Genomic DNA, 25333 nt, shown 5'->3' with positions numbered 1-25333 from the left:
TCTGACAGATTTAATTTGGCATGAAGCCGTTCTCCAGCATATTTCCGCAGATAACCGCCATTATGTCCGGTGTGGGAGGCACGGGCTGGGCCAGCCAGGTTTCAATGACGCCGATGCATCCGGATACGGCGAATGCCTCCAGATAGCAGCCGTCACCGGAAGCCAGCTTTGATGCCAGAATGCTGTCCAGGCGTTTCTGCACCAGGTTTTTCAGACGGTTTACAAAGGCCAGATCACCATGTGGGCTTATCATGACCCGGGCGATTTCCCGGTGGCGTTCCAAGAAAGAAAACACTTCAAAAAGTGTGGTCTGAGGGCAGTGAGCCGCCGAATCGGAAGGCAGAGTCCGATCGATAATGTCATAAAATTCTGCGAACAGTTCGTCTTCCAGCTGCTTCAGCATATCGTAAATATCGCTGTAATGCAGGTAGAAGGTGCCTCTGTTGATATCCGCCAGATCCGACAATTCTTTTACGGAGATATCCTTTACATCTTTTGTCTCCATCAATTGTATCAGCCCCTGCTGCAAAAGGGCTTTTGTCCGCCGGACGCGCCGGTCTGTTCTGTTGTCTGCCATTGATATCTGCCATACCTTTCCGAGGCCATGCCTCATGATTCGGGTAACAATTCTGACAGGTTCTGAACTGTTACGGAATTGCACCATTTCTAAATATTTCATAAATAATCGACAAAATATAACACAAATGTTCAAAATCAAACATTCTGATAGAATTTGTTTATTGCTATCTGCCTTGATTTCATTATAATTACTTTTTGAAGAGAAATCAACTGTTGTTCAGTAAAAGACATGCATTTGGATTATAGACAGACATATGTTTAACGGGCAACGGTTCCGTAATCGGCATCACCTGTTGCCGGATGGAACTGAACATCAGAGAAAGGCGGAAACACTTTATGGAAAAAGAAAAGAAGGATGATTCCTTTATGATGAAGCTTTCCACTTTGATTGTGGATAAGAGAAAGGGATTTTATCTGGTTTTCATTCTGGTGATTTTGTACAGTGTGCTTTCCATGAACAGGGTAAAAGTCAATAATGATCTGACCGCTTACCTGCCGGACACCACAGAGACCAGGCAGGGGTTGGACCTGATGGAGGAACAGTTTATCACTTACGGCACTGCCAGGATTATGGTGTGCAATGTGACTTATGAAGAAGCGGAAGCGCTGGCAGAGCAGATTCGTGAGATGGATGGAGTCAGCATGTTGGACTTTGACAACACGGAAGATTATTATCATGATATGGAGGCTCTGTTCAAAATTACCTTTGACGAGGAGGCGGGGGATGAGGTTTCTCTTGCGGATCTGAACGGTGTTCTGGAAGCACTTTCAGCATATGATGTTTATTATTCTTCCGATATTGGGCAGGAAGAGCGGGATGCGGCGGATCTGAGCAATGACATGATTATTATTTTGCTGCTGGCAGGTGTGGTTATTGTGGCAGTGCTGCTGTTCACGTCCTCTACGTATGCGGAGATTCCCGTGTTCCTGATGACCTTTATCGTGGCAGCCATTCTGAATAAGGGGACGAATTACTGGTTCGGCACCATCAGCTTTGTTACAGATTCTATTGCTGTGGTGCTGCAACTGGCGCTGGCAGTGGATTATGCCATCATTCTCTGTCACCGGTTTATGGAAGAACATGAGGATAAGGATGCCAGAGAGGCCGTGATTGTGGCATTGAGCAAGGCCATTCCGGAGATTTCATCCAGTTCGCTGACAACTGTGTCAGGCATGGTGGCTATGATGTTCATGCAGTTCAGAATTGGCTATGATATGGGTATTGTACTGGCGAAGGCCATTGTGCTGAGCCTGATTTCCGTCTTTTTCCTGATGCCGGGACTGTTGCTGACCTTTGCCAATGCTATTGATCACTCCCATCACAAAAGCTTTGTGCCTAACATAACACTGGTGGGAAAGTTCTGTGTACATACGCGAGTCATCGTCCCGCCTCTGCTGCTGGCAATGGTGATTGCCGGAGCCATTCTTTCCGGCCGGGCGGATTATGTATATGATGTTAATACGCTGGAATCCAAGACCATGAGCGAGAATAAATTCTCAGTATCCATGGTCAATCAGGAGTTTGGAACGGTGAACCAGCTGGCGGTGATCGTGCCCAACGGTGATTATGAAAAAGAGGGGCAGGCACTGCGGGCTCTGGAAAGAATGCCGGAAGTGAATTCCTGTATGGGTCTGGCAAATATTGAGGCAATGGATGGCTACATTCTGACACAGCAGCTTTCGCCCAGAGAATTTGCAGAGTTGATTGACATGGATATTGAGGTGGCAGACCTGTTCTATTCGGCCTATGCGGTAGATAACAGTAATTTTGGAGCAATTCTGGGAGGACTTAATGAGTATAAGGTTCCCCTGATTGACATGTTCCTCTTTATCTATGATCAGAAGGAACGGGGCAATATTACACTGGAGGATGATCTGGAGGAGACACTGACAGAAGCTTATTCTCAGATCAGCATTGCACGAGACCAGTTGCTGGGAGAGCGCTGCAGCCGCTTTGTCCTGGAGCTTGACCTGCCGGCGGAAGGAGAGGAGACATACGAGGCGCTGGAGAGAATCCGTGCCACAGTGGCGAAATACTATAATTATCAAGATATTTATCTGGTGGGCAATTCCACAAGCAATAAGGATTTAAGTGATTCTTTTGCCACTGATAACAGTATTATTACGGTGCTGACAGCACTGTTTGTCATGGTGATTCTGCTGTTCACATTCCAGTCTGCAGGTTTGCCGGTGTTGCTGGTAGTGACCATTCAGGGAAGTATCTGGATGAACTTCTCACTGCCGTATCTGACGGGAGAAGTGGTATATTTCCTGGGATATCTGGTGGTATCAGCCATTCAGATGGGGGCCACCATCGACTATGCCATTGTGATTACCAGCCGTTATATGGAGCTGAAGGCTTATATGCCGATTAAAAAGGCTATTGTGGAGACCTTGAATCAGGCATTTCCCACTATTGTGACCAGCGGCTCCATGCTGGTGGCGGCAGGGTTTATCATCAGCAATGTATCCACGAATGCGGTGGTGGCCGCAATCGGTCTGGCGTTGGGAAGAGGTACGCTGACTTCTATCGGTCTTGTGCTGCTGGCTTTGCCGCAGACTCTGTTGATTGGAGATATTATCATTGAGAAAACTGCGTTTACATTAAAACGGGATATTACAAAACCGCTTCCTGCAGGCGGAAGAATCCGCATGTCAGGCCATATCAAGGGTTATGTAAAGGGTGTTATAGATGGTGAATTCTCCGGGGTAATTGACGGTGAGATGGGAGCGGTTATACGGGCAAAAGACAATGTGGAAAAGCTGACAGCCGAATTGCCAGAGGAGAACAGCAAAACTCAGGCGCAGCCGCCAGAGCTGGAGGCTGTGGAAATCAAAGAGACCGGGGATGATCAGAATCAACATACCATATCCGGGAAGGAACCGGACCGGGATGCGGGGATGGAGATCCCGGACGGAAATGGTACCGAAGGAGAACACAGCCTCAGGAGAAGGAGAAGAAGCAGAAGGAAAGCAGGAGGCAGTGAGAGATGAAGCATAATAAGAACAAATATATGGCATATGTATCTCTGGCCTTAGCCGGTATCATGGTAACAGGAAATGCCTATCCTGTCATGGCGGCGGAATATCCAACATTTGGTCAGTTTATTTCCGGGGAGAAGGCAGGAAACCCGGCGGAAGAAAGTGGGTACACTGTGATTTCACTCTCCACAGAGGCAGATTTGCAGCAGCTGGTACAGGAATGTGAGGTGGACTCCTGGTCCCGGGACAAATATATCAGTCTGGAGAATGACATTATTCTTCAGGAAAATCGGGAGATCATTATCCCCAGCTTTGGAGGCATCTTTGACGGAGGAGAGCATACGATTTCCGGATTGGAGATAACGAAGGTCGGATCTTCCACAGGGTTGTTCCGATATGTGCAGGAAGGGGCAACCGTACGGAATCTGAATGTTTCCGGAAAGGTAAGTCCCCAGGGAAGCAGAAGCCGAACAGGGATTCTGGCGGGTGTGAATTATGGAAAAATAATCAATTGCAATGTCTCCGGAAGTATAACAGGAGCGGATGAGATCGGCGGCATTGTCGGTGTCAACGAAGCAACCGGAGAAATCAGGAGATGCTGCTCGTCCGCCATAGTGACCGGGGAACATTATACCGGAGGTATCTGCGGCACCAACAGAGGAATATTAAATAACTGCACCAATACCGGGAATATCAATACCCACAGCACAGAGGTGACCTATAGCCTGGAAGATATCACCATGGAAGGTCTGGAGGATATAAACAGTGTGGAAAATGTGGCGGTGCATACGGACACGGGTGGTATTGCAGGGTATTCTGAGGGAAAGATTTACTATTGTACCAATTCGGGTACCATAGGCTATCAGCATGTGGGATATAATACCGGAGGCATTGTGGGAAGGCTGCATCAGGGGTATCTGCAGAACTGTACCAATACGGGACATGTGCTGGGCAGAAAGGACGTGGGCGGCATTGCAGGTCAGATGGAGCCTTTCCTGGAGATCCTGTATCTGAATGACAGGCTGAGCGAAATAGACAGGGAAGTGAATGTTTTCTTTGACCTGCTGGAGGCTTCTCATGAGGAATTAAGCGCTTACAGTGCACAGGCGTCTTCGCTGGCCGGAAGTATCAGCGATCATTTGACCAACGCTTCTGCCGCGGCGGGAAACCTCACCGGGACAGCCAACGAACTGTGGTATATTTACAATCAGGAACTGACGGGAATCAATGATGATCTCAGCCGTCTGACCCGGGAATGGGCCGAACAGGCGGAAATCGACGAGGAAAAGGTGCAGGAAGAGCTCACTGACCCTGGCGACAGCAAGTTGCCGGACAATCTGATTCAGGCAGGTTCCAAAGTAGATGTGGAAAGCTATCTGGCCGCATTGAGGAGATTCGGGGAAGGTACCAGCACGCACCTTTCCAATATTACCTCTGCCACAAATGACAGAAGCGGGGGAATCAACGGCAATCTGGATACCCTGAACAGGGAACTTCAGGAGGCCGGCGATCAGCTGCAGCAGTTTGCGGATGTGCTTCGACAGGGGACGGACAGAACTTCCGCCAATGTGGATGCCCTGATGGCCCAGGCAAAAGTACTGCGCCGTAGTATCAATGAACTGAGGGATGATTTGTTCCGCTATGAGGGCATCACAGTGGAGGATGCCTCCGACGAGGAAGCCGGAGGTAATCTGGAGAATGTGGGCGCTCCTGAGGCGGAAGAGGAAGAAGCTTATTATGATACCACTTCTTTTCAACAGGGGAAGATAACTCTTTCCGTCAACCAGGGAACTGTGGAAGCAGACACCAATGTGGGCGGCATCGTGGGACAGATTGCCACAGAGTATGATTTTGATCCGGAAGATGACATTAGTGTCAGCGGCGTGGAAAGCTTCAATATTGAGCAGACCGTGAAGGCGGTCGTCAGAGAGAGCCGTAACCTGGGCAGTATAATCGGAAAGAAAGATTATGTGGGGGGGATTGCAGGGAAGGCAGATTTCGGAGCGGTGGTTTCCTGTGAGTCCTATGGCCCAGTAAGCAGCGCGGGAGGAAGCTATGTGGGAGGCATCGCGGGCTCTTCGGCTTACTGTATCAGAAGCTGTTATACCATGGGACAGATGAGCGGAAAGAATTACGTCGGAGGCATCGTGGGAAAGGGCTGCGACATTTTTTACAGCTATGCATATCCTGAGCTGGAGTATTCCGGAGAATATACAGGGTCTGTGGCGGGATATCTGGAAGAGGAGGGTGTCCTTTACGGGAATTATTATGTGCGGGGAAAAGTTCCCGGGGTAGATTCCATCGGATTTGAAAATGGAGCCACACCGTTAGATTATGCCGAGTTCTGCAGCAGCGAGGGTGTGCCGGAGGCTTTTTCCCGGTTTACGGTGCGCTTTCAGGTCGAGGGGAAAGAGCTGGCTTCTTTTCAATGTTCCTATGGAGAAGCCCTTGACAGGACTCTGATTCCGGAAGTGCCGGAAAAGGAAGGTTTCTATGGTGTATGGCCGGAATTTGATGATACCTGTATCACTGGGAATCTGGTACTGGAAGCAGGGTATGAGAAATGGATACCTTCGTTGTCCAGTGAAGAAAAAGATGTGGAAGGCAGGACACAGGTTCTCGTACAGGGAGAATTTCTGCCGGAAACCAGACTGACGCTGGAACAGGGACAGGACGGTGGGACGAAGCTTGTCATTGCGTCTGCCGACGGGAACGGGGAAACAGAGCAATATCATGCCCCTGTCCTGGTACGGGCACTTTGCGAAGATACGGAACATGCATTGGTGGAGGTATGGACAGATACCGGCTACAGCCAGATTCCGAATACAGTGCTGGGAAGCTATCTGGAATTTTCCATGGAGGAGCCGGGGACGTTCCGGGTGACCATTGTAGAGAAGGATAACAGAGGGAAAATTATTGCGGTATGTGTGGCGGGCGCAATGGCGATGCTGTTTTTCACAGGGATATTGATCGGAAAAAAGAAGCTGTTGTCTGGTAAAGATTCCTCTTGACGGTACTGTAGCTGCATGGTTTATACTGATAAGAGAATATTGTTGTGATGGCCCCATGAAAGTTGATAAAAGTAAAATCCGATGAATGAAAGAGGCCAACTCATACAAAAGCAAAGGCAGGGACACAATCATGCAGACAGACTATAAGAACAGGGGACTGACGCTGTTAAAAAAGGGACAAAAAGGTATTATACACGCTATTTTCAGCCGCTTCGGGCTGATGCTGCTGTTGCTGGTGATACAGCTTCTGCTTTTCTTCACAGGCTTTCAGTGGTTCAGGGAGTTCAGACCCCATTATTACAGTGCGATGCAGCTGTTCTCCTTTATTGTGGGGCTCTGGATTCTGAACAGCCGTATCAACCCCACGGCGAAGATTACATGGCTGATAGTGATTGCACTCATGCCGGTGTTCGGCGTCCTTCTGTTCTTATATATGAAAAGTGACATCGGACACAGGGTGCTGAAGAGACGGGTAGATCACATTATTACGGAGACGAAAGAGAACATACCGCAGGACCCGGAGACCATGGAACATCTGTCGCAGGAAAACAGGGCTGTGGCCGCACTGGCCCATTATATCGGCAGGAGCAGCTGTCATCCGGTGTATGACAGAACTGCTGTGACTTATTTCCCGTTGGGGGAGGATAAATTTGAGGAGATGTTGAAGCAGCTTCAGGCGGCGGAACATTTTATATTCATGGAATATTTCATCGTGGCGGAAGGGCTGATGTGGGGCAGGGTGCTGGAGATTCTGGCACAGAAAGCGGCGCAGGGAGTGGAAGTTCGTTTTATGTATGACGGTTCCTGTGAATTTGCATTGCTGCCCCGGGACTATCCCAGACGCCTGAAGGCCCTGGGGATTTGCTGCAAAGTATTCGCACCTGTGACCCCATTTATTTCCACTCACTATAATTACCGGGATCATCGGAAAATTCTGGTGATTGACGGACATACGGCTTTCACCGGCGGTGTAAATCTGGCGGATGAATATATCAATCAGGAAGAGAAATTCGGCCACTGGAAGGATACGGCCGTCATGGTGAAAGGAGAAGCGGCTAAGAGCTTTACCCTGATGTTCCTGCAGACCTGGGGAATAGACGAAAGAGAACAGGATTACGCACATTTTCTGTCCTGTCCCGCACTGCCGGTGGAGAAGGCGAAAGGATATGTCATTCCTTACGGGGACTGTCCTCTGGACAATGAGAAGCTGGGAGAGCGGGTATACATGGATATCCTGAACCGGTCACTCAGATACGTACATATCATGACGCCCTATCTGATTCTGGACGGTGAGATGGAGACCGCTCTGAAATTCGCGGCGGAAAGGGGCGTTGAAGTGGCGCTGATTCTTCCGGGTATTCCGGATAAGGCAATTCCCTATGCGCTGGCGAAAACCCATTATCTGTCATTGCTGGAATCCGGGATTAAGATATACGAGTATACGCCGGGGTTTGTTCATGCCAAAGTATTTGTCAGTGACGACCGGGAGGCGGTGGTAGGAACGATCAACCTGGACTATCGCAGTCTGTATCATCATTTCGAATGTGCCTCCTACATGTATGACACAGACTGCATTCCGGATATTGAGGCGGATTTTCAGGCCACACTGGCGAAATGCAGGGAGGTATCCCGGGAGACAGTCCGCAGGGAAAAGTGGTATGTGAAACTGACAGGATGTCTGGCGAAGGCGGTTGCGCCGCTGCTGTAGAGGGCGCTCTGTCTGAACGGGCATGCCTGTACATGGCAGAGGGAAAGAGGCAATGTCGGTTTTTGCTGACATGCCGGTATCCTTCTGCTATTCTCTGCTTATACCGGTGGACACTAAAACTGTCCGGAAAGCAGGAAACTCAGAATCAGAAAAGGATGGAATATCCCATGGCATTGGCACAGGAAAGAACATATACATAGAAGATATTTATGCCCTTCCGGATGGCCAGAGGGCGGAGCTGATTGACGGCAAAATGTTTATGATGGCTCCGTGAAAACTGCGGCATCGCATGAAAGGGACTGCGGCGACTGATGCAGTTTTTCATTCATTTTGTCAATATTACGCCTGCCGAGGATACATTCCAGGGGGCTGGAAGATCATAACAGAAAAACGATAGAATGAAACGTAAAATTGACAAAAGAGTGAAAATGCGATTGACACATCCGGCATTTTCTGCTAGAATAAATCCATCTATTTCGGGAACATCTAATGAAATTTTCATAACCATTTCGGTGACGCTCCCTGTATGAGAATGGAATATGCCTGTTCCAAATGAATATGGCGGATTGCGGAGATGTGGTGATGGGGATTTTATGAACAGGCATCATACATGTTCTTCTATTCGCCAAATAGGAAAGGAGAACGGTATGAGAGAAAAAGGCATGAAAAAGAAACTGGAGGAGATGAACCTGCTGGATGATTTCCTGTTTGGTTCCATGGTGACATACCCGGAGATCGGGCAGAGATTTGTGAAGATGCTTCTGAAAACGATTTTGGGCAGGGAATTTAAGCATCTGGCGGTGACGGCCCAGAAACCATACTATGGTGCGGATGCGGATCTCCACGGAGCCAGGCTGGATGTCTATCTGGAACCGGAGGAGGATGCCGGAGAACGGGTGACGGTTTATGACATCGAGCCGGATCTGAAGGACAGGGATTCGGATGTCAGGGCGCTGCCGCGTAGAATGCGGTTTTATCATGGAAAGATTGCCGCAAGGAATCTGGATTCCGGAGCAGATTACGACAAACTGAAAAATGTGGTTATTATCATGATTATGCCCTATGATCCCTTCGGGCACAACCGTATGGTGTATACGGTGAAAAACAAGTGCGTGGAAGTGCCGGACATGGCATATGAGGACGGTGCAAGTACCCTGTTCCTGTATACAAAGGGGACGGAAGGGGTTCCGAACGAGACGATAAGGCAGCTGCTGCATTACATGGAGGATACAACCTATAAAAATGCGGTAAATGAAGAATTGCGGGAAATGCACAGGATGGTGGAGACCGTAAAGAAAGACCCGGAGGTGATCGGAATGCGGATACAACTGGTGGAAGATGTCATTATGCTGAGAGAAGAGAAGGCGAAATTGACGGAAGAGAATGCAAGGATGACAGAAGAGAATGCGAAGATGACAGAAGAGAATGCAAGGATGACAGAAGAGAATGCAAGGATGACAGAAGCGAATGCGAGGATGGCAGAAGAGAAGGTAAAATTGAAGGAAGAGAATGCAAGGATAGCGGAAGAACTTATAAAACTGCGGAAAGAACTTGCCGGAAGAGAGACAGAAACTCCCTGAATATGGCTCAAATATGGGAGGAACTGGCAAGGGGAGAAGCGGCGGACCTGGCCATTCACGGGAACCAGAATTTAAAACAGGAAGGAGCAAACAGCATTTACGATTTTATCCGCCAGTACCTTGATGAAGGGCTGGCGGTGAAAGGAATTCAATATGAACTGTTGCCACTGCTGGCAGAAATTCGATGAGGACGAAAAATGTTACTTTTCTTCCTGTCGCGACTGATGCAGTTTTTCATTCATTTTGGCAATATTACGTCTGCCGATGATGCATTCCAGGACCCATATCAGAATGAAAATTGCGGCAAACATTCCGAAATAGCGAAGGAAACCAATAAAGCTGTGTTCCATCCAGCGGGTAAACCAGGCCACAGGCATCATGACAATGGAATTAATCAGAAAATAAATTCCGGTCTGTTTTACAAGGCTCCAGTTTTCCATTTCCCATAGGACCGAGGTGGCCGAAAAGCTTAAACCCAGTAAGGCACAGAGAGCGGTCTGAAGAACGACTGCACGGATTTCGCTGCCCAAACTTAAGACCAGCTCGGGCACGCAGGGAGAATAATAGCCCTGGCCCCACATCAGAGAACCTGCAATGGAAATAAGATATCCTATGGTGATTCCGATGGGAATTCCAAACAGACTGCGTAAAATAATTTTTTTCTTTATTTTTTTCTGCATATTTTCACCTCATATTCCTAATATTTTCTTGATTCTGGAAACATATCTTCTGGAAACATAAGTTACTGTTCCGTTCAGGAGTCTGACACAAATCGTACCTGTAAAACTCAAATCAAAATGACGGACTTTTTTCAGGTTGATGATTTCCGAATTTGAGATACGGACAAAACTGTCTGCATCCAGACGCTGCTCAAATTCGTAAATTCTGAGACGGCAGGTGTATTCGCCGCTGTCTGTCACGGCAAAAACTTTTCCGTTATGGGCATAGACTCGTATCAGATCTGCCTGTTCCAGTACTTCGATTTTGCCGTTTCTACTGCCTGAAATTACCTGCGGCGTATTTTCCGACAGCTTTTCGACAATGCGGCTGACTTCCTCTGTCACGGAAGCAGTTCTGATGAGAATCTCAGGTTCCGTACAGGAACTGTCTATAACAATTTCAACCCGCATCTGACCACCACCTTTATATGATTTTGAAATGGAAAAAGCTTTTTCATAGTCTGTATTATAGAAAAAGTGTACGCTGATTTCAACAGATTTACCATAGTCGGTTGATTGGGAAGGATAAGTGGCTATTGCCTTCCGACTGAGAACAGTGAAGAAAAAAATCCAATGGTACAGGAAATAAATTAAAGCATGATAAAAAAATATATGTTATGCTTTAAATATGGGAATCTGGATAAACAAGGTAAGGAGTGCAGAAGAATGGAGATACAATTAAAGGAGAGAATGCTGCCGGTACCGTTACAGGGAGGATTTCGCATGAAAGATTTCTGGGTATGGTGCGGGAGTGTGGCAAAGGGGGAGGACGGAAGGTATCATATGTTTGCCTCCAGGTGGCCTAAAGCGTTCCCCATGCATCCGGGATGGCTGCTGGTATCCGAGGTAGTGCGGGCCGTTTCCGATACCCCGGAAGGTCCTTATCGGTGGGCCGGGACGGTGCTGCCTGCAAGAGGGCCGCAGTATTGGGACGGACGAATGACCCACAATCCCCATATTACCAGGCAGGGAGATAAGTGGGTGCTTTATTATACGGGCAGTACCCATCCTTTTGCCGATTTGACTTTGGGGGAAGATTTGCGGCCGGAGGATCCCAGGGTTATCGTTGCAAGAGCCAATAAGCGGGTAGGCATTGCGGTGGCGGATCATATTACAGGGCCCTGGAAAAGGTTTCCGGCGCCGGTGCTTCCGGTAAGGCCCGGCCATGGGGATAATATGCTGACCTCCAATCCGGCGCCCTGCGTGGAGCCTGACGGAAGCGTCCTGTTACTTTATAAATCCAGAGCATATAAGCAGCCGCCGTATTCAGGTCTGCTTCATGGCGCGATGAAACTTCACACAGCGCGTGCTCTCAGATATGACGGGCCTTACACGGAGCGATCGGAGGAGGCGCTGTTTGACCGGGATGTGGAGCTGGAGGATCCGTTTCTATGGAGGGACGGCGCCATGTACCGGATGATTGCCAAGGACATGCATGGTAATGTCTGCGGGGAAAAATATGGCGGGGTATATGCATGGTCAGAGGACGGGGATCACTGGCAGCTGGTGAGGGGAGAGCAGGCTTATTCCCGCAGAATCCTTTGGGAAGACGGAAGGACGGAGCTTATGGGGAATATGGAAAGACCCTTTCTCCTTTTTGAGGAGGGGAAGCCGATCTGCCTGTTTTTCGCTGTTTCCAATGGAACAGACAGTTTTCGCGATGCCACGGATACCTGGAATATGGCGGTTCCGTTGAGATATACTGCAGACCGCCAGGATTTACAGTAGTGTCTCCGGGAAAGTACTTGGCTGGCAGGTCTAAAAGTCACTGCTTAAGGCAGTGACTTAGTCGGGTCGCACTGCAAATTTAACCGATGCGCAGTATAAATTCATCTGTGAGGATGGGGGATAAAATGTATTCGATATTATTAGTGGACGATGAGCCGCTGGCGCTGCGGGGAAACCGAATTATCATCGAAAGATCCGGTCTTGAAATTGCCGGGCTGTATGAGGCGACAGACGGACAGGAAGCGTGGGAATTTCTGGAAAATCATACGGTGGATCTGGTCATTACGGACATCAAAATGCCCAGGATGGATGGGGTATCGCTGTGCAGGGAGCTTTTTCTGGCGGGAAAGCAGGTAAAAATGGTGATTGTATCCGGGTATGCGGATTTTCAGTATGCCAGGGAGGCCCTGCGGTATGGGGTGAAGGATTATATTCTGAAACCGGTCCAGCGGGAAGAACTGATTCAGTCAATTTCCAGCGTTCTGTACCGGCCGGATACGGCGAAAAAGGATGAGTTTGCCTATATTCCCCACGGTGAACTGGACAATATACTGACGATACTTCAGCAGGGGCTGTGGATGGGGGACGAAGGAGATATAGAGCAGGGCCTTGCCATGTACCGGGAGTCCATGAAGCAGATCAGGGAGGATTATTGCCTGAAAGCTTCGGGTGATTTCTGCAGACTGCTGTCGGAGAAGCTTTCCCTGAAAACGGGACATACCCTGACGGCGCGGCCGCAGCTTACGGAAGGCTGTACAAAAGAGCAGATTCTGATGCTCACGGTAGATTTTGTGACGCTGTTAAAGAAGGAACTGCGCAGCCGCAGAGAGACGGATTATACAGATGTGCTGCTGGATATGGCAAATAAGTATCTGGAGGAAAATTACGCCCAGGATATTACCCTGGCCGACCTTGCGGCCAAGACAGGCTTCAGCACAAATTACTTCAGCAGTATCTTCAAGGAGAAGATAGGAAAATCTTTTGTGCAGTGCAGGACGGAATACCGGGTAGAAAAGGCAAAGCAGCTGCTTTGCTGGAGTGGAAAGAGTATAACGGAGATCGCGGCGGAAGTGGGATATAATGATTTTACTTATTTTAACCGTGTATTCAAGGAACTTACCGGACAGACCCCCGGAGGATTTAAAAAGAGCAATGCTGTCCGGAAAGCAGGCAGAGAGGAAAAAATATGAGCCGGCTGGTTTTTTTTTATAAAGACAGGCCTCTATTTCAGCAGTTCATCATTGCGTTTATCGCTGTGATTTTATGCCCTATTTTATTTATGATGATGTTCAGCTATTATAACGGGGCCAACGAGATAAAAAAGAGGTATGAAGAATCCTTCTGGAAGGCGGCGGAGGCGGTTAACAGTGATATCCGTGAAAAAATCGAAGAGCTGAACGAGCTGACGCTGCAGATGGTAAGCCAGAAAGAAATTAAATATTTCGCATTGCAGAGATCGGACAATTACTATGAAAAATATGTAGTAAAGCAATGGGGGGAGCGGCAGCTGTTTTTAAGGCGGTTCTTATCACAGAATAATTATATCGGGCGCGTGAGCATTGTGGGGGATACCGGGATAGAATACAGCTTTTACGGGGATGAGGGACAGGAATATGACGGCGATTTGTACGATCACGCAAGTATTGTGGAGAAGGCGGATAAATACCGGGAGATTCTTCCGGCGGATGGCAGGAGCGCAGTGTTTCTGAGCCATTTAAAAGAAGGGGCACATGTAAATTATCTCACGGTGGCAAGAAGATTTTCGGCGGATTCCTATTTTCAGATGGGAGGAACGATTTTTGTGGAAATACAGGCCGCCATGCTTCCCCATATTATGAGCAGTGTGGCGGCGGGGGAAGTCTGGGTGGCGGACGGCGACGGCTATCTGGTATATCAGCCGGATACAGGTAAAATCGGTTCCCATATCAGTGAGTATATGGAAATGGAGCTGTTTGACGAAGAGAGGGGGAGCTTTACGGTAAAGCTGGGGGGAAAGCCTTTCTTTATGGCGTACGTGAAGGATTTTCCCAGTGGGTGGATCAGCATATTTACCATTCCGGTGGACCAGATGGAAAAGCCGATTCAGTATCTGAAGACACTCCTGCTCTATACTTTGGTTATTGCCCTTCCTCTTACTTTGCTTTTGGGATATTATTTCTCCAAATCTATTCTGGAGCCGATCCATCAGCTGGAATGGTATATGAAAAGGCTGGGGCAGGAAAAATGGGAGAAGGTCATCGGGAGTATTCCGGGCAATGAGATTGGGACGCTGATGCTGCAATACAACGAAATGGTAGAACAGATGCAGGAGCTGGTGGAAAAGGTGTATAAAGCGGAACTGCAGCAGTCTCAGGACAAGCTGGCAAAGCGGAATGCTCAGCTCCAGGCCCTGCAGACGCAGATTAACCCGCATTTTCTCTATAATACTCTGGGTGCAATCAATACGTATGCCATGGAAGCGGACCAGAGGGAGATAGAGCAGATGGTCAATATGCTGGGGAAGATGCTGCGCTATGCGGTGCAGAACCCGCTGGAGCCGGTGAAGATCGCGGATGAGGTGGATCATCTGCAAAGCTATCTGACCATCATGAAATATCGCTATTGGCTGATGCCGGAAATAATCTGGGATGTGGATTCCTGTATGGAACAGCCCATATTGCGCCTGACCATTCAGCCGTTGGTGGAGAATGTATTTCAGCATGCATTTGGAAACGGTATCAGGGAAGGACATTATATCTGTATCCGAACCCATAAAGGAGATCAGGTTCTGGTGGAAGTGGAGGATAACGGAATCGGCATAGACGGACTTGCGCAGGGAAAGTATTATCGCCTGGATGAGGTCCCCGGCGTTACATTCGGCATAGGGCTGAATAATGTGAACAAGCGGATACAGCTGATCTATGGAGAGGCGTATGGAATTATTCTGTACCGCAACGGGACAGGTGGGACGACAATACGGCTGGTACTGCCAAATATATGACAAAAAGACCAAAAAGAGAGTGCGTTGCACTCTTTTTTTGACTTTTTAACAAGAATAATATTGAAGAAATCGTAAAAAAATACAATTTCAGAGTAAAATAGTCAAGGTTTTTAGGGCGGAATTTTTATATAATTTTTTTAACAGTTATGGGAAAACAAAAAAGAAAAAAGAGGTGAAGGGTATGGCGGATGTGCAAAAAAATATGGCACGCAGAAGAAAAAAAGGGAAGCGGAAAAAATATCGAATGCTGTACATAATGGTGGTCCCAGGGATTCTGTATTTTATCCTGTTCAAGTACATTCCCCTGCTTGGCAATGTAATTGCTTTCCAGGATTACAACATCTTCAAGGGAATCTTCCATTCAGCCTGGGTGGGGTTGGAGAACTTTAAAATCCTGTTTCAGTACGGCGACTTCCTCCCGATACTGAAAAACACCATTATTATTAACCTTTATGATCTGCTTTTCGGATTCACGGCGCCTTTGATTCTGGCATTGGTGATCAACGACATTTCCAGCAGCTGGTTCCGGAAGGGGGTGCAGCAGGTCGTATACCTTCCCCACTTCCTTTCCTGGACGATTCTGGGGGGAATCGTGATCACCCAGCTTTTATCCCCATCACAGGGACTGGTAAACCTGTTGCTGAAGGGGGTGGGACTGGAGCCGATCTATTTTATGACGGAGGCATCCATGGCAAGGGCCATTGTGGTATTGGCCGGAATCTGGAAGGACATGGGATGGGGTACGGTGGTATACCTGGCCGCCATGACAGCCATAAGTCCCAGCCTCTATGAATCGGCAAGTCTGGACGGCGCGGGAAAGTTCAAGCAATTGATTTATATTACGCTGCCGGGGATTGTGCCTGTTATCATCACTCTGTTCCTGCTGCGCATCGGACATTTCCTGGACTTCGGGTTTGAGAGAATCTGGGTATTCCAGAACGCGTCCAATGTCTCTGTCCTGGAGATATTTGATACCTATATCTATAAGGCAGGATTACAGCAGGGGCGTTACAGTTACACCACGGCGGTAGGACTTTTCAAATCTGTGGTAGGGTTCCTGCTCTTATACGGCGGGAATATGCTGAGCCGGAAAACCACAGGGGAAAGTCTGTATTAGGAGGTGCGTATGAAGATCAAAGTCAATCCTGCACGGAAAACCTATATCTATATCAGTACCGCGTTATTGATCCTGCTTTCTCTTGCCATGGTGCTCCCACTGCTTAAGGTGGTGGCGGAGAGCTTCAGCGGAAAGACCTATATCGAGCAGAATAAGGTATTGTTCTGGCCAAGAGGATTTAATGTGGAAGCATATAAGAGGGTATTCAGTAATCCCAATATCTTCGTGGCATTGAAAAATTCTGTTGTGATCACGGTGCTGGGAACGCTGATCAACCTGTTTATGACTGCCATGATGGCGTATCCTTTGTCCAGGCCGGAATTTAAACACAAAAAGCCCATCCTGATGATGGTGACGCTGACCATGATATTTACTTCTCCCATGATCCCCTCTTACCTGGTCATCAAGGGTCTGGGGCTGGACAACAGCATGTGGGCGATTATCCTTCCGGGAATGATCAGCGGTTACAACTTTTTCATTATGCGATCCTTTTTTGCCGGGATTCCGGGGGAGCTGATCGACGCGGCGCGCATTGACGGCTGCGGGGAATTCAGGGTCCTCTGTCAGATTGTCATTCCGCTGTCCAAGGCGGTGATGGCCACCATGACCTTATTTTACGGGGTAAGCCATTGGAACGCCCTGCAGCAGCCGCTGATTTATCTGCGGGATCCGAAGAAGCATACGCTTCAGATCAAGCTGTATCAGATATTAATGGAGGATAACATCCCCATGGTGGATGTGGGGCAGGTGGAACTTGCGCCGGCCACTGTAAAAATGGCAACAATTGTAATTGCGACAGTTCCGATCCTGATCGTATATCCTTTTTTGCAGAAGCATTTTGCTGCGGGAGCTACATTGGGTTCGGTAAAAGAATAAAAATAAATTCATTGAAGGAGGCTATCTATGAAAAGGAAGAAATTAATGGCAATGCTGATGGCAGTGTCGGTGTTTGCAGGAGTGCTTACAGGCTGCGGGAATACTTCGGGGTCAAACAGCGGTACCAGTGAGCAGGGACAAAGTGAAGCGGCACCACAGACGGAAGAGTCTGCGGAAGAAGCCGACGCACCACAGGAAGAGACGAAAGAGCCGCTGAAATTTACCATGTCCATTTCCAACGGGCTGAATGAGTATATTGCCCAGTCACCCGACATCAATCAGGACAAATGGGTGAAAGTATTTAACGAGCGTTATAATCTGGATCTGACTTTAAAGCTTTTGGACCATAAGAGATTCGCGGAAGAAATGCAGATGATGTTCGCATCGGGGGAAATTGCGGATGTGGTGAAATGTTATGACAACTATACATCCCCCAGCATGTGCCAGTCTGTGGAAAACGGGGTATTTATGCCATTGGATGATATCCTTGCCACCGCGGAGGAGAAGTATCCCAATCTGATGAAGACCATACCGGAAAATGCATGGGACTATAATAAATATAACGGCCATATTTACGGGATTCCGGTAAGCTACTTATCCAGGGCTACCAGAAGGGCTACTTATATCAGAAAGGATCTGCTGGATCAGACAGGGCTGGGGATTCCCACCACATTGGATGAGTTTGTGGAAGTGCTGAAGGCATTCCGGGATATGGGCGTGGAATATCCGTTTGCGGGAAGAGAAAACTGGACTTACACGGACATCTTCTTCGGGGCCTATGGCGTGAACCCGCTTACCTGGAACTTAAATGAAGATGGGCAGCTGGTGCCGGATATGATCCGTCCGGAAATGAAGGAGGCGCTGGCTTTCCATAAAATGTTAAAGGATGAGGGCCTCATGGACCCGGAATCTCTGACCACCAACAGCAGCGACTGGCTGAATAAGATTTACACCGGTAAGGTGGGACTGTTTGACCACAACGGGGGCCAGTTATACGGATTTAACAGCAGCCTGCAGCAAAACGTGCCGGAAGGGGAGTTTATCCTGATTCCCAGCCCGGTGGGACCTTATGGGGACCAGGGTACCTACAAGTATTCGCCTGTGTTTGAAAGTATTTTTATCAATAAGGACTTCCCGGAGCCGGAACGCATTTTTGAGTATCTTGACCGGATGAGTACAGATGAGGAACAGGATTTCATGGCCTATGGCATCAAAGGGGAAGACTGGACGGAAGAGAACGGCCAGGTGCAGTATGAATATCCCACTGACCAGGTGGGCATTGCCGAAATCAGCTTCCGCAAGACCATGGGGCTGGTAAGGGATGATTCCTATGATTCCAGGCTGCTTCCCTTCACTCCCGGCGGAGATGATTTTATGGACTGGGTGGAAAATGTCAGCAGCAAAGAGGGAATCGACAATATTGATCCCGGTAAGCTGGAAAGTCTGACGCTTCATCCGGAATTACAGCCCGGCAATGGCTGCGACCTGTTCCACCAGATGGCCGCAAATATCTTTTACGGAAAAGAGCCCATCGATTCCTTTGATGCCTTTGTGGAAGAATATCTGAGCAGAGGCGGCCAGGAGGTGATTGATGAGGCAACCAAAGCTTACCAGGAAGGAAGAACCTTTGACAGAAAATAAGGAGTATCTTATGAGTAAGGATACGATTTTTCAGGCAGATCCCGCAGTGCGCTTAAGTAATCAAAGCCTCTGCGGGAAGGCTTTATACAGAATTGAGAAGAAAACGGACAAGAACAGGATGCAGGTCAGCATTTTGAACTGTTCTGACAGGGACTTAAAGATAAAGGAAGTGGTCCTGTATGGGGGAACGCTTCCGGTGTCCAAAGATACGCCCTTTTACGGGGAGGGGTTCCACATGCTGAGCCAGTATCGGGGAACCCTGGAGCATCCTGTGACAGTGGGGGCATACGGCGATGACGAAACGTTTTTCCGTTTTCCGGGAGAGCCGTACAGACAGGGGATGACGAGAGTCAGCAATCTGATGCTGCTGATGCCGGAGGATGGTTTCAAGCAGCTGATTGCCTTTACCTCCTGTCGTCGTTTTCATGGGTTGTTCTATTTCCGGGAGAATGAGCTGGAGATTGTTCAGGATACGGAAGACAAGGTATTGAGGCCGGGAGAGAGATGGGAGCTGGAGGAGCTGGCTGTCTATTCAGGCACGGACAGGGAGGGGCTGTTTGATGCTTTAAGCCGGGATATTGAAAGGAACCACCCCAGGAAGCTCTGGGAGGAAATCATGACCGGATGGTGTTCCTATTATGCGCTCCGCCCCATGACCGCCGGGGGGCTATACGAGAATGCCAGGGCCATGAAGGAACGGATTCCGGAGCTGAAGCGGCTTCAGATTGACGGCGGATATGAGAAGCACAACGGGGACTGGCTGGAGGCCAATCCGGAGCTGGGGGCGGATATGGAGGAGATCTGTCGGATTATCAGACAGATTGGCGTGGAACCTGTGGGGTATCTTTCCCCGTTTATTGTGGATGAAGATTCGGATTTATATCATGAGCATCCAGACTGGCTGTTGCATGATGAGAATGGCAAACCGGATAATCATACCGGCCATGTGAAGAGATGGTATTATCTGGATGTCACCCATCCGGAGGCCCTTTCCTATCTGAAGCATGTGGTGGCGGTAATGCATGACAAATGGGGAATGAGGTATTTTAAGCTGGACTTTCTCGCCTATGGCGCACTGCCGGGATATTGCCGCTATCAGAATGAAGTCACGTCCGTGGAGGCGTTCCGAAGAGGGATGGAAGCCATTGTGGGCCTGGTGGAAAAGGACAGCTTTATCCTGGGGTGCAACGCGCCGTTTTGGCCGCAGCTGGGGCTGGTGCATGCAAACCGGGCGTCCAATGACATCTATCGTTCCTGGAAGGTGGTAAAGGGCAATGGGGAGGAAGAATTTCTGCGCAACTGGCAGCATGACCGCCTCTGGATCAACGATCCGGACTGTGTGCTGTTGGAGCCCCTTGATTTCCACTATCAGGTAAAAGGGGAGCAGGTGATTAAGAAATCTACACTCACGCCGGACGAATTCCTTTTTCACCGGGCCGTTATTGTCGCCAGCGGCGGCATGGTGCTCAGCGGGGATCTGCTGTATGAGATTTCGGAGGAGAGCATCCGTGTGCTGAAGAAACTCATGGAAACCGCAGGCGAGGCGGCTGTGTTTGAGGATGATTCCCTTACGGTGGGAAGAATAGCGGGAAAGGGTCTGGTCTGTCTGTTCAACTGGCAGGAGCAGGAAAAGTGTATTGATTTCCGGGTGGAAGGCCGGGCGGAGGTCCATGACTTCTGGAGCGGGGAAAATCTGGGAGAGTTTGACGGCGTGGTCACCAGGCGTCTGCGGGCCCATTCCGCGGAGGTACTGAAGGTTACGGCGGCAGAGAAGTAGAAGAGGGAAAAAGATGAGAAATCAGGACTGGATGGGCAATGTTCAAGACAAAATGGTCTATCTGCAGGATCATTTAAACGGACGGGTTCCGTGGTATGCGGAGAAGGGGAAATATATCGGCTGCAGGGAGGATTTCTGGGTAAGCGGTTTCTGGCCGGGGATGCTCTGGATCATGTACGGGATGACGGGCCGGGAATATTTCAGGGACGCGGCCTGGGAATGGGATGCCAGACTGGAGGCCTGTTTTGTAAAGGAGAACAATCTGCACCATGATGTGGGTTTTCAGTTTCTTCCTACGGCGGTGATCAAGTATAAGCTCACGGGAGATGAGCAGGCCCGGAGAAGGGGGCTTCTGGCAGCAGGTTTTCTGGCGGGGCGGTTTAACCCGGCAGGCAATTTTATCAGGGCCTGGAATCAGGATAAGACAGGGTGGGCGATTATCGATTCCGCCATGAATCTGTCGCTGCTGTTCTGGGCGGCGGAAGAGACAGGGGATCCCAGGTTTGCCCATATTGCCGCGGCCCATGCCGGGACGGTTCTGACAGAGTTTATCCGTCCGGACGGTTCTGTCTGTCATGTGGTGTCTTTTGATCCGTTTACCGGGAAGAAGATAGAATCCCTTGGCGGACAGGGGTATGACGGAAAATCGGCGTGGAGCAGGGGGCAGGCCTGGGCGGTTTACGGCATGGCAAACACCTGGCGCTATACGAAGGACGGGAAGTTTCTGGAGGCCGCCGAAAGGGTTGCGGGATATTTTCTTGCCCATCTGGAAAAGTCCGGGCTGCCCTGTTGGGATTTCAGGGCGCCGGACAGGGAGGCGGAACCGTTGGATTCCTCTGCGGCAGCCATTGCAGTCTGCGGGCTTTTGGAACTGGCGGAGGCGGGTACGGAAAAGGCGGATTTTTACAGGGAAGCTGCCGGAAAGCTTCTGGGCAATCTGGAGCTGCGCTGCGGGGCGCCCGGGGAGGCGTCCTGGGAGGGGCTTCTGCTGCACGGCACAGGGCATAGGCCCGCAGGGGAGCAGGTGGATGTATCCCTGATTTACGGAGATTATTTTTATCTGGAGGCTCTGGCCAGACTGGAAGGCTGGGGGGTTAAGATATTTTAGGCGGATGGAAATGGGAAGGGAAGGGTGGAAATGTATATAGCCAATGAAGCGAGATATGAGGATATGGTGTACAGAAGGTGCGGGAAGAGCGGTGTGATGCTGCCGTTTTTGTCTCTGGGATTGTGGCATAATTTCGGGGAGGGGTCTTCCTATTCCAATGCCCGGGAAATGGTTCTGGGGGCCTTTGACAGGGGGATTACCTGTTTTGACATTGCCAATAACTATGGTCCGCCTCCGGGAAGCGCGGAGGAATGCTTCGGAAAGATTGTCCGGAAAGATTTGGCCGCGTACAGGGATGAGCTGTTTATCGCCACAAAGGCAGGATACCGTCACTGGCCCGGACCCTATGGGGAATGGGGGTCAAAGAAGAATCTGGTGGCTTCCTGCGATAACAGTCTGCGGAGACTGGGACTGGATTATGTGGATTTATTTTATCACCACAGACCGGACAGGAATACGCCCATTGAGGAAACCATTGAGGCCCTGGAGTATATTGTAAGGTCAGGGAAGGCGCTGTACGTGGGGATTTCCAATTATGATTCCGAGCTTACGGAGAACATATTGAAGGCCATGGAGGACAGGGGGATCCACTGTCTGGTGCATCAGGTCAATTACAGTATGTTTGACCGCAGACCGGAGGGAAAGCTGATGCCGCTGTTGGAAAAGCACGGGGTAGGAGCGGCGGCTTACATGTGTCTGGCCCAGGGTATTTTGACGGACCGGTATTTTGACGGGGTCAAAGAGGGTTCCAGGGCAGCGGGAAACAGTGTATTTTTAAAGGAGGAGCAGGTGACGGCGGAAAAGGTGGCCACGGCAAAGGAACTCAATGCGATTGCCGGGGAGCGGGGACAGACCCTGGCCCAGATGGCCCTTGCCTGGTGCTTCCGGACTGCCCCTGTGGCCACCTTGATTATCGGGGCCAGCAGGCTTTCCCAGATTGACGATAATCTAAAAGCCATGGAAAATACGGCGTTTTCCGAGGAGGAAATCCGCAGAATTGACCGGATCCTTTCTCCTTATGCAAGGGAAGCGTATTGAGGAGAGCAGGGAGGAAAAGGGCATGGACACTGGGTATGCAGTAAGGCTTGCGGATACGGTGATGAGAAGATTTCCCCGGGCGGGCGGGTACCCTTACAAGGACTGGTCCTATCCCCAGGGATATCTGCTGATGGGCTTCGCAAAGCTGTGGGAAGCCGTGAGAGATCAGCGGTATCTGGCGTACATAGAGGAATACTGCCGGTCACATGTGACGGCGGACGGGGAGGTCATCGGGTTTAAGGGGAACAGCATGGATGATATGATGGCGGGCGCCGTCCTGGTCTGGATGTACGGGCAGACCGGGGAGGCTCGTTATGGGAAAGCCTGCCGCCGTATCTATGAGGCTTTCCGGGACTATCCAAGGACCCGGGAGGGCGGCTTCCTCCATGTCAGGAATGGGCTGCCCGGGCAGATGTGGGTGGACGGCGTCTTTATGGGGCAGATGTTTTACTGCCGCTACGGAAGAATGTTCCGGGAACCGGCCTGTTTTGACGAGACAAAGCGGCAGCTTGAACTGATCTATCGGTATTGTCATGTTCATGACGGTCTGCTGGTTCATGCCTACAGTGAGGACAGTCTGGCGGCCTGGGCGGGGGAGGACGGGAAATCGCCCTGCGTCTGGAGCGAGGGCCTTGGCTGGTATGCCTTGATCCTGTCGGAGGTGCTGGATATGGTGCCAGAGGGGCATCCGGCTTTTGAGACAGCTAAAAAGCAGCTGTCGGAGCTTCTGGCAGGTCTGGTCAGGGTGCAGGACGCGTGCGGGCTGTGGTATCAGGTGGTGGACCGTCCGGGCAGACCGGACAACTGGTGTGATGTGTCGGGCAGCGCCATGTTTACCTATGCTTTCCGCCGTGCTCTCCGGCTGGGGCTGGTGCAGGGGGAAGTCTATGAAAATGCGGTGAAAAGAGGCTATGAGGGGATGAAAAGCCGGATCGTTGAAAATTCGGAAGGACTTTTGGACGTCCATGGGGCCTGTGAGGGGCTTTGTGTGCAGAAAAGCTATGAGGATTATGTGCATTATCCCCGGAAAGTCAACGGTCAGGAGGCCCTGTGCGGTTGCTTATGGGCGGCAGGAGCCATGGAACAGCAGTGACAGACAGCCGCAGGCTGTCTGTCATTGTCTGTCAGAGATTCAGAATCCATACTCATTTTTGGTGTAAAAGAATTTGACTTCCTTCAGACAATCCGGCTTTTTCTCCGCATCAAAGACAAGGATAAAACGTTTCGAGGCCACCGCCGGGAAGGTGCATACCGCCTTATGTCCTACATGATATCCTTCATGGAAAAGCAGTCGTCTTCCGGCCAGTACAGGCTGGGAATAAATCTGAAAGCTGCGGATATATTCTCCCTCTTCCAGATGCTCCGAGAGAACAATGCAGTTGATGGTGGTTTCTTCCGGCAGATCAATGATCAGTTCCTGATTTTCCGTATCCAGAAGAGGATTTTCCAGGGTAAGGACAGGCTTGCTGAAACGGGCCTTCAGCGCCTGCGCAAATTCCAGCAGTCGGTTTGTATCAACTTCGGGCAGCAGCCCGGAAGCATCGGGACCGATATTCAGCAGCAGATTACATCCCCTTCCTATTGTATAATCATAGATGCCCATCAGCTGATCCAGCGTCTTCACTGTATCCTGATCCTGCTCGCTGGCAAACCAGGTATCTCGGCGCATTCTGATATCACATTCCGCCGGAAGAAAACTGCGGTTATCCAAAATGTCTTTCCTGTCTGTGCGCACGGAAAAATCCAATGCATCCACTTCGTTGTAACTTCGAATGGGCGCAATCCCTTCTTCATTTCCAATCCATCTGGTATCGGGATCCCACATATTGAATATCAAAATCTCAGGCTGCAGGGAACGGATGACACCTATGATTCTCTCCTGGTCGTATTCATGCCCTTCTGAGCCGCAGCCGTCAAACCACAGATAGTCAATCTTGCCGTAATTGGTCAGAAGCTCCGAGATCTGGTCGATAAAGTTCTGATCATATTCCGCGGCTGTCAGATTTTTCCCGATGATATTGGCATCTGCCGGAGAAAAGTACAAGCCCACTTTCAGCCCGTATTCTCTGCAGGCTGCCACATAATCTGCCACCACATCACCTTTGCCGTCCTTCCAGGGAGTCTGAGAGATATTATAGGAGGTGTATTTGGACGGCCAGTTTGCAAAGCCGTCGTGATGCTTGCAGGTCATAATCGCGTAAGCGGCCCCCGCTTCCTTTGCGGTCCGAATCCACTGTCTGCAGTCCAGGTTCGGCGGGTTGAAGCCCTCCGGCAGCATTGCCGCCTCGTTGCCGTCCCAGTCCTTATGGCCGGGATAAAAGGTGCGGATTCCAAAATGAAAGAACAGTCCGAACTCCCATTCCATGAATTCCAGTTGCCTTTGGGTTGGTTTTGCTTTCATAACAACGCCTCCTTGTTTTGTATTAGCATAAAGCTGAAGGTGCTCTCTTATCCAGGTTCCATTATAGCAATTCATTATCTGCGTTACA

20 protein-coding genes are annotated in these 25333 nt (G+C 49.7%); 16 read left to right on the top strand and 4 right to left on the bottom strand.

What is annotated here, in order from left to right; translation table 11 throughout:
* Nucleotides 1–10: 10 nt before the first annotated feature.
* On the bottom strand, nt 11–577 hold the full coding sequence (locus NSB25_RS07255) for a TetR/AcrR family transcriptional regulator (RefSeq protein WP_172454999.1): 567 nt from the start codon (nt 575–577) through the stop codon (nt 11–13).
* 338 nt (nt 578–915) lie between these two features.
* On the opposite strand from NSB25_RS07255, the gene NSB25_RS07250 reads away from it, so the two are divergent.
* From NSB25_RS07250 to NSB25_RS07225, 6 genes are all read left to right on the top strand, one after another.
* Nucleotides 916–3573, top strand: coding sequence for an efflux RND transporter permease subunit (locus NSB25_RS07250; protein ID WP_103238899.1), 2658 nt, complete (start codon nt 916–918; stop codon nt 3571–3573).
* Nucleotides 3570–6572, top strand: a complete 3003-nt coding sequence (locus tag NSB25_RS07245; RefSeq protein WP_103238769.1) for a GumC domain-containing protein — start codon at nt 3570–3572, stop codon at nt 6570–6572. Before NSB25_RS07250 ends, NSB25_RS07245 begins: the two co-directional genes overlap by 4 nt.
* A 130-nt stretch (nt 6573–6702) precedes the next feature.
* Nucleotides 6703–8280 (top strand): cardiolipin synthase, encoded by a 1578-nt coding sequence (gene cls, locus NSB25_RS07240; RefSeq protein ID WP_172454998.1) that lies wholly within the window; start codon nt 6703–6705, stop codon nt 8278–8280.
* Between the two features lie 52 nt (nt 8281–8332).
* On the top strand, nt 8333–8554 hold the full coding sequence (locus NSB25_RS07235; RefSeq protein WP_242982338.1) for a hypothetical protein: 222 nt from the start codon (nt 8333–8335) through the stop codon (nt 8552–8554).
* Nucleotides 8555–8927: 373 nt separating this feature from the next.
* Nucleotides 8928–9860 (top strand): hypothetical protein, encoded by a 933-nt coding sequence (locus NSB25_RS07230; RefSeq protein ID WP_103238768.1) that lies wholly within the window; start codon nt 8928–8930, stop codon nt 9858–9860.
* Between the two features lie 2 nt (nt 9861–9862).
* On the top strand, nt 9863–10048 hold the full coding sequence (locus tag NSB25_RS07225) for a hypothetical protein (RefSeq protein WP_103238767.1): 186 nt from the start codon (nt 9863–9865) through the stop codon (nt 10046–10048).
* A 12-nt stretch (nt 10049–10060) separates the two neighbouring features.
* Here NSB25_RS07225 and NSB25_RS07220 read toward each other — a convergent pair whose 3' ends face one another.
* Nucleotides 10061–10540 (bottom strand): DUF3021 domain-containing protein, encoded by a 480-nt coding sequence (locus NSB25_RS07220; RefSeq protein WP_242982337.1) that lies wholly within the window; start codon nt 10538–10540, stop codon nt 10061–10063.
* A 9-nt stretch (nt 10541–10549) separates the two neighbouring features.
* Nucleotides 10550–10990: a LytTR family DNA-binding domain-containing protein gene (locus NSB25_RS07215; protein ID WP_103238766.1), complete on the bottom strand. Its 441-nt coding sequence runs from the start codon at nt 10988–10990 to the stop codon at nt 10550–10552.
* Between the two features lie 255 nt (nt 10991–11245).
* Here NSB25_RS07215 and NSB25_RS07210 point away from each other — a divergent pair, with 255 nt between their 5' ends.
* The 10 genes from NSB25_RS07210 to NSB25_RS07165 all read left to right on the top strand — a co-directional run bounded on the left by NSB25_RS07210 (nt 11246) and on the right by NSB25_RS07165 (nt 23937).
* Nucleotides 11246–12307 carry a glycoside hydrolase family protein gene (locus NSB25_RS07210; protein ID WP_172454997.1) on the top strand — a complete coding sequence of 354 codons (1062 nt, stop codon included), beginning with the start codon at nt 11246–11248 and terminating at the stop codon, nt 12305–12307.
* Nucleotides 12308–12432: 125 nt separating this feature from the next.
* On the top strand, nt 12433–13497 hold the full coding sequence (locus tag NSB25_RS07205; protein WP_172454996.1) for a response regulator transcription factor: 1065 nt from the start codon (nt 12433–12435) through the stop codon (nt 13495–13497).
* Complete coding sequence (locus NSB25_RS07200) at nt 13494–15287, top strand: sensor histidine kinase (RefSeq protein ID WP_103238764.1); 1794 nt, start codon at nt 13494–13496, stop codon at nt 15285–15287. The genes NSB25_RS07205 and NSB25_RS07200 overlap by 4 nt, the downstream gene beginning before the upstream one ends.
* A 181-nt stretch (nt 15288–15468) precedes the next feature.
* Nucleotides 15469–16404, top strand: a complete 936-nt coding sequence (locus tag NSB25_RS07195; RefSeq protein WP_103238763.1) for an ABC transporter permease — start codon at nt 15469–15471, stop codon at nt 16402–16404.
* 9 nt (nt 16405–16413) lie between these two features.
* A complete protein-coding gene (locus NSB25_RS07190; protein WP_103238762.1) occupies nt 16414–17280 on the top strand; it encodes a carbohydrate ABC transporter permease in 867 nt (288 codons plus the stop codon).
* A gap of 27 nt (nt 17281–17307) precedes the next feature.
* Nucleotides 17308–18921 (top strand): extracellular solute-binding protein, encoded by a 1614-nt coding sequence (locus tag NSB25_RS07185; protein ID WP_103238761.1) that lies wholly within the window; start codon nt 17308–17310, stop codon nt 18919–18921.
* Complete coding sequence (locus tag NSB25_RS07180; RefSeq protein ID WP_103238760.1) at nt 18872–20698, top strand: alpha-galactosidase; 1827 nt, start codon at nt 18872–18874, stop codon at nt 20696–20698. The genes NSB25_RS07185 and NSB25_RS07180 overlap by 50 nt, the downstream gene beginning before the upstream one ends.
* Before the next feature lie 13 nt (nt 20699–20711).
* Nucleotides 20712–21806, top strand: coding sequence for a glycoside hydrolase family 88 protein (locus NSB25_RS07175; RefSeq protein ID WP_103238759.1), 1095 nt, complete (start codon nt 20712–20714; stop codon nt 21804–21806).
* 30 nt (nt 21807–21836) lie between these two features.
* Nucleotides 21837–22844 carry an aldo/keto reductase gene (locus tag NSB25_RS07170; RefSeq protein ID WP_172454995.1) on the top strand — a complete coding sequence of 336 codons (1008 nt, stop codon included), beginning with the start codon at nt 21837–21839 and terminating at the stop codon, nt 22842–22844.
* 22 nt (nt 22845–22866) lie between these two features.
* A complete protein-coding gene (locus NSB25_RS07165) occupies nt 22867–23937 on the top strand; it encodes a glycoside hydrolase family 88/105 protein (RefSeq protein ID WP_172454994.1) in 1071 nt (356 codons plus the stop codon).
* A 39-nt stretch (nt 23938–23976) separates the two neighbouring features.
* On the opposite strand, the gene NSB25_RS07160 is transcribed toward NSB25_RS07165, so the two are convergent.
* Nucleotides 23977–25245, bottom strand: a complete 1269-nt coding sequence (locus tag NSB25_RS07160) for an alpha-L-fucosidase (RefSeq protein ID WP_172454993.1) — start codon at nt 25243–25245, stop codon at nt 23977–23979.
* Nucleotides 25246–25333 lie beyond the last annotated feature (88 nt).

Source organism: Acetatifactor muris (genome assembly GCF_024623325.1).
In the GTDB taxonomy this organism is placed as follows: domain Bacteria; phylum Bacillota; class Clostridia; order Lachnospirales; family Lachnospiraceae; genus Acetatifactor; species Acetatifactor muris.
The sequence above is the reverse complement of the archived record's forward strand: the minus strand, read 5'-3'. Positions and strand labels throughout refer to the sequence as shown.